This is a genomic window from Kitasatospora sp. NPDC096147 (genome assembly GCF_044763225.1).
Classification (GTDB): domain Bacteria; phylum Actinomycetota; class Actinomycetes; order Streptomycetales; family Streptomycetaceae; genus Kitasatospora.
On record NZ_JBIWFX010000003.1, the window covers coordinates 131,328 to 143,823 of the forward strand.

Sequence of the window (12,496 nt, forward strand, 5' to 3'; positions counted from 1 at the left end):
GGAACCGGCACGGTGATGCGACCCTCCATGCCCTCGTCACCCCCGCCGTTACGCATCCGTGAGCTGCGGAGATACCCTCACACAGGGGACATCGGGCACCGCGTGCCACGGCCCGTCGGCGTCACCTCGGTGGCCCCGGCCACCAGCCGCCGTGAACAAGTGCGAAGATGTTTCTCCGGAAGACGTGGGCGCCTTACGAGGGCGCACGCTCACCGGACCGCGACCGGCCCGGCGAACCGCACCCCTTTGCATGGAGGACGTGACGTGGCGAACGACGCCAGCACCGTTTTCGACGTAGTCATTCTCGGAGGCGGAAGCGGCGGCTACGCCGCGGCGCTCCGTGCCGCGCAGCTCGGCCAGAGCGTGGCGCTGATCGAGAAGGGTGAGCTGGGCGGCACCTGCCTGCACCGCGGCTGCATCCCGACCAAGGCCCTGCTGCACGCGGCCGAGATCGCGGACGAGACGAAGGAGGCCGCCGAGTTCGGCGTGCTGGCCACCTTCCAGGGCATCGACATCAACGGCGTCCACAAGTACAAGGACGACGTCATCGCCGGCCTGTACAAGGGCCTCCAGGGTCTGGTCGCGTCCCGCAAGGTCACCTTCATCCAGGGCGAGGGCAAGCTCTCCTCCCCCACCTCGGTGGACGTCAACGGCCAGCGGGTCCAGGGCAAGCACATCGTGCTGGCCACCGGCTCGGTGCCGAAGTCGATCCCCGGCCTGACCATCGACGGCGACCGGATCATCTCCTCCGACCACGCCCTCAAGCTCGACCGCATCCCGAAGTCCGCCGTCATCCTCGGCGGTGGCGTGATCGGCGTCGAGTTCGCCTCGGTCTGGAAGTCGTTCGGCGTCGAGGTCACCATCGTCGAGGGCCTGGCGCACCTGGCCCCGCTGGAGGACGAGAACTCCTCCAAGCTGCTGGAGCGCGCGTTCCGCAAGCGCGGCATCAAGTTCGAGCTGAAGGCCCGCTTCTCCGGCGTCGAGTACACCGAGACCGGCATCCGGGTCTCGACCGAGAACGGCAAGACCATCGACGCCGACCTGCTGCTGGTCGCCATCGGCCGCGGCCCGGTCTCGGCCGGCCTCGGCTACGAGGAGCAGGGCGTCGCGATGGACCGCGGCTACGTCCTGGTCGACGAGTACATGCGCACCAACGTGCCGACCATCTCGGCCGTCGGTGACCTCGTCCCGACCCTCCAGCTGGCCCACGTCGGCTTCGCCGAGGGCATCCTGGTCGCCGAGCGGCTGGCCGGCCTCAAGCCCGTGCCGATCGACTACGACGGCGTCCCCCGCGTGACGTACTCCAACCCGGAGGTCGCGTCGGTGGGCCTGACCGAGGCCAAGGCCGTCGAGCTGTACGGCAAGGACAAGGTCGTCACCCTCAAGTACAACCTGGCCGGCAACGGCAAGAGCAAGATCCTCAAGACCGCCGGCGAGATCAAGCTCGTCCAGGTCAAGGACGGCGCCGTGGTCGGTGTGCACATGGTCGGCGCCCGCATGGGTGAGCAGGTCGGCGAAGCCCAGCTCATCTACAACTGGGAGGCGCTGCCGGCCGAGGTCGCCCAGCTCATCCACGCGCACCCGTCGCAGTCGGAGGCCCTCGGCGAGGCGCACCTGGCACTGGCGGGCAAGCCGCTGCACGCCCACGACTGATCGCGCCCCACGGCAGTTCCCCCCTTACCTGTACGCAAGACTTGAAGAGGAGTCGCTGACACCATGGCGGTCTCAGTAACACTGCCCGCGCTGGGCGAGAGCGTTTCCGAAGGCACCGTGACCCGTTGGCTGAAGGCCGAGGGTGACCGCGTCGAGGTCGACGAGCCGCTGCTCGAGGTCTCGACCGACAAGGTCGACACCGAGATCCCCGCCCCCGTCTCCGGCATCCTGGCCGCGATCAAGGTCGGCGAGGACGAGACGGTCGAGGTCGGCGCCGAGCTGGCCATCATCGACGACGGCTCCGGCGCCCCGGCTGCCGCTGCCGCCCCCGTCGCCGAGGCCGCCCCGGCCGCCCCGGCCCCGGTGGCCGAGGCCCCGGCCGCCGCCCCGGCTCCGGTCGAGGCCGCGCCCGCCGCTGCCGCTCCGGCCGCGCCGGCCGCCGACGCCACCCCCGTGGTGCTGCCGGCGCTCGGCGAGTCGGTCTCCGAGGGCACCGTCACCCGCTGGCTGAAGGCCGAGGGTGACACCGTCGAGGTCGACGAGCCGCTGCTCGAGGTCTCCACCGACAAGGTCGACACCGAGATCCCGTCGCCGGTCGCCGGTGTGCTGGTGAAGATCCTGGTCGGCGAGGACGAGACCGCCGAGGTCGGCGCCCAGCTCGCGCTGATCGGTGCGGCGGGTGCGGCTCCGGCCGCCGCTCCGGCCCCCGCCGCCGCTCCGGCCGCCCCGGCCGCGCCCGCTGCTCCGGCCCCCGCGCCGGCTCCGGCCGCGCCCGCCGCCCCGGTCGCCGCCCCGGCTCCGGTCGCTGCCGCCCCCGCGCCGGTCGCCGCCCCGGCCCCCGTGGCCCCGGCTGCTCCGGCTGCCGCCCCGGCCGCCCCCGTCGCGGCTCCGGCTGCCCCGGTCGCTCCGGCCGGTGACAGCTCGGACGCGTACGTGACCCCGCTGGTCCGCAAGCTCGCGGCCGAGCAGGGTGTCGCGCTGTCCTCCGTCACCGGCACCGGTGTCGGCGGTCGCATCCGCAAGCAGGACGTGCTGGCCGCCGCCGAGGCCGCCAAGGCCGCCGCCGCTGCTCCGGCCCCCGCCGCTGCCGCTCCGGCCGCCGCGCCGAAGGCCGCTGCCGCCCCGTCCCCGCTGCGCGGTCAGACGGTCAAGATGACCCGCATGCGCAAGGTCATCGGCGACAACATGCTGAAGGCCCTGCACGAGCAGGCCCAGCTGACCACCGTGGTCGAGGTGGACGTCACCAAGGTGATGTCGCTGCGCGGCCGGGCCAAGGAGTCCTTCCTGGCCCGCGAGGGCGTCAAGCTCTCGCCGATGCCGTTCTTCGTCAAGGCCGCGGCCCAGGCGCTGAAGACCAACCCGGTCATCAACGCCCGGATCAACGACGCCGAGGGCACCATCACCTACTTCGACACCGAGAACATCGGCATCGCGGTGGACTCGGAGAAGGGCCTGATGACCCCGGTCATCAAGGGCGCGGGCGACCTCAACATCGCCGGCATCTCCAAGAAGACCGCCGAGCTGGCCGGCAAGGTCCGCGGCAACAAGATCAGCCCGGACGAGCTCTCCGGTGCGACCTTCACCATCAGCAACACCGGCTCGCGCGGTGCGCTGTTCGACACCGTGGTCGTGCCGCCGAACCAGGCGGCCATCCTCGGCATCGGCGCCACCGTGAAGCGCCCGGTCGTCATCGAGGTCGACGGCGCGACCGCCGTCGGCATCCGTGACATGACCTACCTCTCGCTCTCCTACGACCACCGCCTGGTGGACGGCGCCGACGCCGCCCGCTACCTGGTCGCGGTCAAGGAGATCCTCGAGGCGGGCGAGTTCGAGGTCGAGCTCGGCCTGTAAGGCCGTCAGCTCCGGCTGATCCAACGGCGGTGCCCCACCGGTCCTCGGACCGGTGGGGCACCGCCGTTCCCGTCTCCGGGGGACTGCCGCGCGAGTACTGTGATCCGACCCGGCCGGTGTCGAACTGCCGGGCGGGCAGGGCGCGTTCGAACAACTGGGTGGGGGTGGCGGCGATGCCGTCCTCGCCGACCGCACCGCCCTGGACTCCGACCGTCCCTCCGGCCCGCCCTCACGGCGGTCCGCGCCCCCGACCGTACCCCGCCGACAGCCGCCGTCCGGGACGGACCGGAGGCCCGGTCACCGCTTCGGCGGTCCGGTCCGGTCGGTGAGTCGGTCGGTCGGCGTCCCGTCCGACCCACCGTCAGACGGGCGGTCGCCGCAGCAGCCGTAGCGCGGACGGCCGAACCGGCGCCACCGGTCGGACGGTCGCATTAGCGTCCGGGGCGGCGAGCGACGATGCTGGAGCGGTGATGTACGAGACGGACTTCTGGCAGTTGATCGACGAGAGCCGGGACACGGCCGAGGGCGATCCGGACGACCAGGCGGAGGCGCTGGTCGAACGGCTCGCGCAGCTGACGCCCGATGACGTGGTGGACTTCGCGCGACTGTTCGAGGCGCGGTTCCAGCGGGCGTACCGGTACGACCTCTGGGGGGCGGCGTACCTGCTGCTCGACGGGGCGTCGGAGGACAGCTTCGACTACTTCCGCTGCTGGCTGATCGCGCAGGGGCGGGAGGTGTTCGAGGGGGCGCTGCACGAGCCCGACGCGCTGGCGGAGCTGGTGCCGGACTTCGACGAGGAGGAGGACGGCGAGGCCGAGGAGATCGGCTACGCCGCCGACGAGGCGCACGAGCAGCTGACCGGGCTCCCGCTGCCCGATCTCGGGGTGCAGCAGCCTAGGCAGCCGGAGGGCGACTCGTTCGACTTCGACGACCCGACGGAGATGGCGAAGCGCTTCCCGTTGCTCTGGGCGCGGTACGGGGACTGACCCGGCCTCAGGGTCCGGGCGGCTCCACCGGAGCCGGTGGCCGTCCCACGGGGGGCGGTGGGTGGGGGGCCGTACCGGGCCTTGCGGCGCGTCCGTGGCGCTGTGGGCCGTGACGCCGTGGGCTGCCGCTGCGCCGAGACGGGGCGGGGGGCCCGGGACGCGCGGCAGCCGGCTGTCGGGACGGACCGCCCCAGGGGGTGGCGGGAGGTCATGGGTGGCGGCCCGGAGGAGCGTGGCCCGGTGCGCCGATCGCGTCCAGCTCGGCCGGACGGCCACTCGGGGGCGGAGCGCGGACACGTCGAGGATCTAGGCTGACGGGGTCGGTCGAGTGGAAGTGAGCGGGGACGTGTTCGTCAAGATCTGCGGTCTGAGCACCGCGCCGGACGTCGCGGCGGCCGTCGCGGCGGGGGCCGACGCGGTCGGGTTCGTGCTGACCGAGAGCCCTCGGCGGGTCGCGCCGGAGTTGGCGCGGGAGTTGCTGGCCGAGGTGCCCGAGGGCGTGCTCACGGTGGCGGTGTTCCGGGAGGAACCGGCCGCGTACGTCCGGGAGATGGTCCGGGCCTCCGGGGTCGGGGCGGCGCAGTTGCACGGCAACCACCCGCCCGCCGCCTTCGCGGAGCTGGCGGACCTCGGGCTGCCGCTGATCCGGGCGACCTCCGCGGCGGCTGCGGCCGGGGCGTCCTGCGGGGACTTCGGCGAGGAACTGCTGCTGCTGGACTCGCCGGTGCCGGGGTCCGGGGAGGCTTGGGACTGGGCCGAGTTGGGGGCCAAGCCGCCGGCCGGCCGGTGGCTGCTGGCGGGTGGGCTGACCCCGGCCAACGTGCGGGCGGCGATCGCGGCGGCCCGGCCGTGGGGGGTGGACGTGTCGAGCGGGGTGGAGGTGCGGCGCGGAGTGAAGGATCCGGCGTTGATCACCGAATTCGTCCGGTCCGCCAAGTCGGCCTGATCGTCGGCGGGTTGGCGTCCGGAGGCTGAGCGGCGCGGGCAGACGGCGGGCGGACCTGTGAGCCGGGGCGTGGCGGGGTGGACTCCGTCGGTGCCCCGGGGCGACGCAGCGCTTCCTGGACGACGGCGCTGCGGTGCGCACGACGGAACTGACTCCGGGCCACCGCCCTTCCCTTCCCTCACCGCTCCCAGGTCAGGCCCGTGGCCCCGCAGCCGGGCGGGCACCGCAGGTCCGCCGCGCCCGGCAGTAGGATCCCGGGTGATCGGCCGCCCGGCCGCACCCGACCTGGGAGGACCTCCGTGTCAGTGCCTGTGGACCCGCGCATCGCCGAACTGCGCGGGCGGATCGACGCCCTGGACGAGCAGTTGATCGCGGTGCTCGCCGAACGGGTCGGCGTGGTGCGGGAGGTGGCCCGGCACAAGACGGACGAGGCCGCCGTCCGGGCACCCGACCGGGTGGAGCAGGTGGTCGCCAAGGTGCGGGCGCTGGCGGAAGCGCACGGCCTGCCGCCGGAGCTGGTCGAGAAGGTGTACCGGCTGCTGATCGCCGAGCTGACCGCACTCGAACTCGCTTCGGTGGAGCGCAGGTTGGCCGACGGAGCGGGGGCAGCGGGCTAACCGGCGCCGAGCTGGGGGGACAACGGGCGGATGGCGGCGACCAGTTGGTCGAGGATGTCGAGCGGCGGGGCGTCCGGGTGCTCGTCGACCGAGCCGACCAGGATCGCGTAGCCACCGCCCACCGCCGGGACGGCGACGGTGATGACCTGCCCGTTCGGCCCCGTCACCGGATCGACCTGCCAGCGCTCGGCGTAGCCGGGGACGCCCGCGACGGTGACGGGCCCGGAGGCGAGGCGGCGGTGCGAGGAGAGGCGTTCGAACATCATCGTGGCGTACCCGGCCATCCGTTCCTCGGCCACGGCCTGGGCACTGGCACCGTCGAACGCGTCGGCCATCACCTGGAAGACGCCGCGCGAGCAGTTCCCGCTGCCGATGGAGCACTCGTAGGGCCGGGTGGTGAAGACCACCAGCGCCTTCCCGCCGCTCGGCGGCGTGCTCTTCCACCCGGCCGGGAGCGGCACCCGCCAGCCGTGCGTGGTGTCCGGGACGGAGCCGAAGGACTGCAGCGGCGGGGGGCCGGTGGGCTGTGCGGGGGTGGGGGCGGGCGTGCCGGGTCCGGCAGAGGTCGGCTCCGGGCTCGGCGTCGGCGAGGAGATCGTGGGGGTCGAGGAGGCCGTGGATGCCGGGGAGGAGGTGGCCGGCGAGGGGCCCGGGGACGTGCCGGAGACCACCGGGACCGGCGGGAGCGGGAGTTGGGCCTCGGAGCCGCCGTCGCCCCGGCCCAGCCAGACGGCGGTGGCCGCGCACAGCAGCAGGACCACCAGTCCCGTCACCACCAGCACGCCGGTCCGCGGGGCCGGCGGCTGGGACTCCGTACGGCTCGCCAGCGGCTGCGGGAGCACCTCCGGCGGCTCCGTGCCGCCACCCGCACCACCCAGTCCGTCCGCACCGGCACTCGTACCACCCGGGGCGCCCGGGCCGCCGTCCTCGCCCGCCGGGCGGTAGTCGTCCGTCCAGGCCGCGCCGTCCCACCGGCGCTCCCGAGCCGCACCGTCCGGCCCCGGTTCGAGCACGGGATACCAGCCGGGCGGCGTCGAGTAGCTCATCCCGGTACGGTATCGCTGACTCGCCACGCTGTCAGGGCAGTTGACGAAGCACCGGCCCGGAGGGATCAGTCGTTGAGCGGGCGGCCCATCCAGACGTCGTCCACGTAGCGGCCGTCGAGCAGGAACTCCTCGGGCAGCACGCCGTCCACCACGAAGCCGCAGCGCTCGTACAGCCGGCGGGCCGGGGCGTTGTGGCCGAGCACGCGCAGGGTCATCTTGCGGATGCCGTCCGCCCGGGCGACCGCGCAGGCGGCCTCGACCAGGGCCTGGCCGACGCCACGGCCCTGGGCCTCCGGGGAGACCGCGAGACCCTGGATCTGCCGCACGTGCCGGTTGCTGGCCAGTGGGGTGGGCGGGGCCTGGCGGATGTGGCCGACCACCCTGCCGTCCAACTCGGCCACCAGGAACTGCTCCGGCGGCCGGCGGTCGTCGAAGATCTCGGCGTCCTCGGCCGGCTGCGGTACGACGTCGCTCAGCCAGGACCACGCCTCGCGGTCGATCCTGGCGATGGCGTCCTCGTCGTCGTCCTTGGCGGTGCGTATCAACAGGTCGTCGGCTCCCATGCGCGCCATCGTAACGACGCCGGTCCGCGCCCGGTCGGAATTTCCGGCCGCTCACCCGCAGGGGCGAGCACCGGGTGCCGCCCGGCGGTCGTGCCGGTGCGGACGGGCCCGGACGACCTGCCAGGATGGGGCCATGCGTATCGCGGTGACTGGTTCCACGGGACTGATCGGTTCGGCGCTCGTCCGCTCGCTGCTGGCGGACGACCACGAGGTGGTGCGGCTGGTGCGGCAGCGCTCCCGCACCGGGGTGCAGCCGGACGGCACGGTGGGGGTCGGCTGGAATCCGGCCCGGCTGGAGATCGACGCGGCCGGGTTGGCCGGGGTCGAGGCGGTGGTCCACCTGGCCGGGGCCGGGGTAGGCGACCGGCGGTGGACCGAGGCGTACAAGCAGGAGATCCGGGACAGCCGGGTGCTCGGCACCGAGACCCTGGCCGGCGCGCTGGCCGAGCTCAAGGAGCCGCCGAAGGTCCTGGTCAGCGGCTCGGCGGTCGGCTACTACGGGCAGACCGGCGATCAGGTGATCGACGAACGGGCACCGGCCGGGGACGACTTCCTGGCCCGGACCTGCGTCGAGTGGGAGGCGGCCACCGCGCCGGCCGAGGCGGCCGGGATCCGGACCGCGCACGTCCGCACCGGGCTGGTGCTGGCTCCGGGCGGCGGCGCGGGCGGGCGGATGCTGCCGCTGTTCCGGCTCGGCCTCGGCGGGCGGCTCGGCGACGGCCACCAGTACTGGAGCCTGATCTCGCTGGACGACGAGGTGGCGGCGCTGCGGTACCTGATCGACACGCCCGGACTCTCCGGCGCCTTCAACCTCACCGGCCCCGAGCCGGTGCCCAACGGGGTGATGACCGAGCTGCTCGGCCGGGCGCTGGGACGGCCGACGGTCCTCCCGGTGCCGCAGTTCGCACTCAAGGCGGTGCTCGGCGAGATGGCGGTCGAGGTGACGGGCAGTCACCGGGTCGTGCCCGAGCGGCTGTTGGCGGCGGGTTTCCGGTTCCGCCACCCGACGGCGGAGGCAGTGGTCCGGGCGGCGGTCGCCTGACCTGTCGGCGGCGCCGGTCCGGGCCGCCCGGCCGGGCGGGCCGGAGAGCGCTCTTGAGGCTCTGTCATGCGGCGGACGGGGCTCCGGTCGTGGGGGTTCCGGGTGGTTCCCGGAGCCGGGGAAGCGGCAGCCCGGAGGGTGGGCGCAGGGGGCGCACGGCAGCATCGGAGCAGCGCAGTGCACGCCCCCGGTCACGGAACGCGCCGACCGACCCCTCCGGTGCGCCCTTCCGGCGCACGCTCCGTGACCGTGCCCCGCACCCTGTCCCCAGTTCGCCGGATTCGAACCGAAGTCACTGCCTGATCCGTCGACTGACGGGGCATCACCTCCCCGGACCGTGTCCCGCTCCCCTGCGCCCCTTCCCGGCCGCAGGCCCGGGACCAGGGAGGGAGCACACCCGTGCCCGCACACGACTTCAACCGCCGCACCCGCCGCCGGACCGACCCGGACGTGATCGTGGTCGGCGCCGGTCTCGCCGGGCTGGCCACCGCCCGCGCGCTGACCGGCCACGGCCTCACCGTCCAGGTCCTGGAGGCCACCGAACGGCTCGGCGGCCGGCTGGCCGCCCACCAGCTGGACGGCTTCCGGCTCGACCACGGCGGCCAGTTGCTGAACACCGACTTCCCGGAGCCCGGTCGGCGGCTCGACCTGGACCGGCTGGCCCTGCGACCGCTGGCACCCGGCGTCCTGGTGCACGCCGCCGGGCGCCGACAGCGCTTCGGCGACCCGCAGAGCACCGCGCGCTCGGCCGGCGTGCGCGGCCCGTTCGGCAGCCCGCTGGACCGGGCCCGGCTGTCCTCCGCCCTCGGGCGGCTGGCCGCCACCCCGGCCACCAGGCTGCTGGCCCGCCCGGAGACCACCGCCGCCCGCGCGCTGGCCGAGCGCGGCCACTCCCCGCGCACCGTGGAGGGGCTGCTCCGCCCGCTGCTCGGCGCCCTGCTCTGCGACCCGGAGCTCGGCACCAGCAGCCGGGTCGCCGACCTGGTACTGCGCTCCTACGCACGCGGCCGGCTCTGTCTTCCGGCGGCCGGGCTGGCCGCCGTCCCCGAGCAGCTCGCCGAGGCCCTGCCGGCCGGCACCGTCCGGCTCGGCGTCCGGGTCACCTCGGTCTCCGCCGACGGCGTGGAGACCGCCGCCCACGGCCGGGTCGCGGCCCGCGCGGTGGTGCTGGCCACCGATGCCCGCGCCGCCGCCGACCTGCTGCCGGGACTGCGGCTGCCCGCCTTCCACCCCGTCACCACGTACTACCACGTGGCCGACCGCTCCCCGCTGGGCGAGCCGGTGCTGCTGCTCGACGGGGACCGCCCCGGTGGGCGGGCGGTGCTCTCGCACTCGCTGGTGCTCAGCGACGTCTCCGAGGGGTACGCCCCGGCCGGCCGGTCGCTGGTCGCCAGCACCGTGCTCGGCACCCGGCACCTCGACCACGGCGGGGCCGAGGCGTACGAGGCGACGCTGCGGCGGCGCCTGGTCGAGCTGTACGGGGCGGAGGCGGCGCGCTGGGAGTTCCTGACGGTGCGGCACCTGCCGGACGCCGTACCGGCGATGCCGCCCCCGCACAACCTCCGGCGCCCGGTCCGGCTGCTGGCCGGCCTGTACGTCTGCGGCGACCACCGTGACACCAGCACCGTCCAGGGCGCCCTGGTCTCCGCCCGCCGCGCCACCCAGGCCGTCCTGCGCGACCTCGGCATCGCCACCGCCGCCCCGGCGGCGGAGGCGGCCTGACGGCGGAGGCGGCCTGACGGCGGCGCCACGCGGGGACGGCTGCGCCGCGCGGGACGCGAAGGGTGCGCGGGACGCGAAGGACGCGCGGGACGGCCTCGGTGGCGCGCGTGGGATGTGGAGGACGTGCCGGGCACCCAGGGGCACGTGGGACGCGGAGGGCCACCCGCAACCGGGCGGCTGACGCGCCCTCGGGTGCCGGCGGGCCGCCGTCCGCCGCCGCCGGGCGGGCGCGGAGCAACCGGACACCACCGGAGCCCGCGTCCGGCCGCCCGGCGGGCGACTGCCTGCCAGCCTTGACGCGGGACGCCGAAGGCCGTCCACAAGCAGGTGGCTGACCCACCCTCAGACGCCGGCGGGCCACCGCCCACCGCCCCCGGCCGGCCCGGGAGCAGCCGGACACCACCGGAGCCCACGTCCGGCCGGCCCGGCGGGCGCCTGCCCTCTACCTGCCCGGACGGGCGGACGCGTCCCGGCGCTACCGCTCTCCGGACAGATCGCATGCCAGGATGGTGATATGACCCATAGTCGGGCATTTCGCCCATGACGGCCGCAGACGACGCCGACGCGCTCGCCCTCGTGCTGATCCCGGCCTGTGCCGTCGCCGCCCCGCTGCTCGCGGACCGCGTACAGCGCTGGCTGGCCGTCCCGACCGTGGTCTTCGAGATCGTGCTCGGGGTGCTGATCGGCCCCGACGTGCTGAACTGGGCCGAGGTCGGCGATCTGGTCGACGCACTGTCCCAGTTCGGCCTGGCGATGCTGATGTTCCTCGCCGGGTACGAGATCGACTTCGTCCGGCTGCGCGGCGGCCCGCTCAAACGCTCAGTCGCCGCCTGGCTGGTCACCGTCGCGGTGGCACTCGGCTTCGGGGCCCTGATCAACCCCGACCCGCTGGACGGCGCCTTCGTCGGCCTGGTCTTCACCACGACCGCGCTCGGCACCATCCTGCCGATCCTGCGGGACTCGGGGGCGCTGCCGACGCCGTTCGGGTCGATGACGATGGCCACCGGCGCGGTCGGCGAGTTCGGCCCGATCGTGGCCATCGCGGTGCTGCTGAGCGGCAACACGCCGGCCAAGTCGGCGGTGATCCTGGTCGCCTTCGCCCTGATCACGGTCGTCGCGGTGACCTACGCCCGCCGCCCCCGGCCAGCCTGGACGACCCGGCTGATCCGACGGACCATGCGGACCTCCGGGCAGTTCGCGATCCGGCTGGTGATGCTGGTGCTGGCCGTCATGGTCGGTGCGGCGATCTGGCTGAGCCTGGACATGCTGCTGGGCGCGTTCACCGCCGGCATCGTCTCCAAGCTGCTGCTCTCCGAGGTGCCGGAGGCCGAGGAGGAGCTGATCGAGGCCAAGCTGGAGAGTCTCGGATTCGGCTTCCTGGTACCGGTGTTCTTCGTGGTGAGCGGGATGAACTTCGACCTGCGGGCCCTGCTGGACGACCCCGGCACGCTGCTGCTGGTGCCGCTCTTCCTGCTCGTCCTCCTGGTGGTGCGCGGGGTACCGGCCGCCCTGCTCGCCCCGCCCGGCCTGTCCGGCCGGGAGCGCGGCGCGCTCGGGCTGTTCGGCGCGACCGCGCTGCCGCTGGTGGTGGTGATCACCACCATCGAGGTGGACGACGGACACCTGCCCTCCTCCACCGCGGCGGCCCTGGTCGGCGCCGGGATGCTGTCCGTACTGATCTTCCCGCTGCTCGCCCAGCGCCTGCGCGGCCAGGGCACGCCGCCCCCGCTGAGCGGCGAACCCCGGGTCCGGGCCGAGAGTTGGTGAACCGTCACCCCGCCCCGCCGACGAGCTGACGGAGTACGCGGCACTACCGGGCGGCGCCCCGGCGCACGGGCCTACCGTCGGAGCATGGCAAGCGACGGCACGGCGGCTCTCGCCACCCACGGCACCGAGACGGCGCCGCCCACCGCCACCGCCCTGCCCGCTCCGCCCGCGCACCCGATCCCCGCGCACCCGATCCCCGTGGTCCCGCTCTGGCACGCCGCACCGGCCCGCCCCACTCGCGACGCCGGACACCCGCTCGACCCGGCCTGACGCCCAGCGCCACCCGGCCCGCCCGCACGGGCC

At 74.6% G+C, this 12,496-nt stretch carries 11 protein-coding genes; 9 read left to right on the plus strand and 2 right to left on the minus strand.

Annotated features, from left to right (window positions below; all coding sequences use genetic code 11):
- The first annotated feature begins 264 nt into the window (after window positions 1–264).
- The 5 genes from lpdA to ACIRBX_RS11165 all read left to right on the plus strand — a co-directional run bounded on the left by lpdA (window position 265) and on the right by ACIRBX_RS11165 (window position 6,053).
- Window positions 265–1,653 carry a dihydrolipoyl dehydrogenase gene (lpdA, locus tag ACIRBX_RS11145; protein WP_402295501.1) on the plus strand — a complete coding sequence of 463 codons (1,389 nt, stop codon included), beginning with the start codon at window positions 265–267 and terminating at the stop codon, window positions 1,651–1,653.
- Between the two features lie 63 nt (window positions 1,654–1,716).
- Window positions 1,717–3,504 carry a 2-oxoglutarate dehydrogenase, E2 component, dihydrolipoamide succinyltransferase gene (sucB, locus tag ACIRBX_RS11150; protein WP_402295503.1) on the plus strand — a complete coding sequence of 596 codons (1,788 nt, stop codon included), beginning with the start codon at window positions 1,717–1,719 and terminating at the stop codon, window positions 3,502–3,504.
- 470 nt (window positions 3,505–3,974) lie between these two features.
- Window positions 3,975–4,490, plus strand: a complete 516-nt coding sequence (locus ACIRBX_RS11155) for a DUF4240 domain-containing protein (RefSeq protein ID WP_402295505.1) — start codon at window positions 3,975–3,977, stop codon at window positions 4,488–4,490.
- Window positions 4,491–4,836: 346 nt separating this feature from the next.
- Window positions 4,837–5,436 (plus strand): phosphoribosylanthranilate isomerase, encoded by a 600-nt coding sequence (locus tag ACIRBX_RS11160; RefSeq protein ID WP_402295507.1) that lies wholly within the window; start codon window positions 4,837–4,839, stop codon window positions 5,434–5,436.
- 299 nt (window positions 5,437–5,735) lie between these two features.
- The gene (locus tag ACIRBX_RS11165) at window positions 5,736–6,053 is read left to right on the plus strand and encodes a chorismate mutase (protein WP_402295508.1); all 318 of its coding nucleotides are present in this window, start codon (window positions 5,736–5,738) and stop codon (window positions 6,051–6,053) included.
- Here ACIRBX_RS11165 and ACIRBX_RS11170 read toward each other — a convergent pair.
- Together ACIRBX_RS11170 and ACIRBX_RS11175 are read right to left on the minus strand one after the other, a co-directional pair.
- Window positions 6,050–7,099 (minus strand): hypothetical protein, encoded by a 1,050-nt coding sequence (locus tag ACIRBX_RS11170; RefSeq protein WP_402295510.1) that lies wholly within the window; start codon window positions 7,097–7,099, stop codon window positions 6,050–6,052. The two genes, ACIRBX_RS11165 and ACIRBX_RS11170, sit on opposite strands and share 4 nt — an antisense overlap.
- A gap of 65 nt (window positions 7,100–7,164) precedes the next feature.
- A complete protein-coding gene (locus ACIRBX_RS11175) occupies window positions 7,165–7,671 on the minus strand; it encodes a GNAT family N-acetyltransferase (RefSeq protein ID WP_402295512.1) in 507 nt (168 codons plus the stop codon).
- 124 nt (window positions 7,672–7,795) lie between these two features.
- Here ACIRBX_RS11175 and ACIRBX_RS11180 point away from each other — a divergent pair, with 124 nt between their 5' ends.
- The 4 genes from ACIRBX_RS11180 to ACIRBX_RS11195 all read left to right on the plus strand — a co-directional run bounded on the left by ACIRBX_RS11180 (window position 7,796) and on the right by ACIRBX_RS11195 (window position 12,463).
- Complete coding sequence (locus ACIRBX_RS11180) at window positions 7,796–8,704, plus strand: TIGR01777 family oxidoreductase (RefSeq protein WP_402295514.1); 909 nt, start codon at window positions 7,796–7,798, stop codon at window positions 8,702–8,704.
- A 399-nt stretch (window positions 8,705–9,103) separates the two neighbouring features.
- Window positions 9,104–10,426 (plus strand): NAD(P)/FAD-dependent oxidoreductase, encoded by a 1,323-nt coding sequence (locus ACIRBX_RS11185; protein WP_402295516.1) that lies wholly within the window; start codon window positions 9,104–9,106, stop codon window positions 10,424–10,426.
- Window positions 10,427–10,966: 540 nt separating this feature from the next.
- On the plus strand, window positions 10,967–12,193 hold the full coding sequence (locus tag ACIRBX_RS11190; RefSeq protein WP_402295518.1) for a cation:proton antiporter: 1,227 nt from the start codon (window positions 10,967–10,969) through the stop codon (window positions 12,191–12,193).
- An 84-nt stretch (window positions 12,194–12,277) separates the two neighbouring features.
- Window positions 12,278–12,463, plus strand: coding sequence for a hypothetical protein (locus ACIRBX_RS11195; protein WP_402295521.1), 186 nt, complete (start codon window positions 12,278–12,280; stop codon window positions 12,461–12,463).
- Window positions 12,464–12,496: the final 33 nt, after the last annotated feature.

Coding starts and splice junctions, on each gene's coding strand:
- sucB (WP_402295503.1), top strand. CDS start 1,717: ATGGCGGTCTCAGTAACACTGCCCGCGCTGGGCGAGAGCGTTTCCGAA.
- ACIRBX_RS11155 (WP_402295505.1), top strand. CDS start 3,975: ATGTACGAGACGGACTTCTGGCAGTTGATCGACGAGAGCCGGGACACG.
- ACIRBX_RS11170 (WP_402295510.1), bottom strand. CDS start 7,099: ATGAGCTACTCGACGCCGCCCGGCTGGTATCCCGTGCTCGAACCGGGG.
- ACIRBX_RS11175 (WP_402295512.1), bottom strand. CDS start 7,671: ATGGCGCGCATGGGAGCCGACGACCTGTTGATACGCACCGCCAAGGAC.
- ACIRBX_RS11180 (WP_402295514.1), top strand. CDS start 7,796: ATGCGTATCGCGGTGACTGGTTCCACGGGACTGATCGGTTCGGCGCTC.
- ACIRBX_RS11190 (WP_402295518.1), top strand. CDS start 10,967: ATGACGGCCGCAGACGACGCCGACGCGCTCGCCCTCGTGCTGATCCCG.
- ACIRBX_RS11195 (WP_402295521.1), top strand. CDS start 12,278: ATGGCAAGCGACGGCACGGCGGCTCTCGCCACCCACGGCACCGAGACG.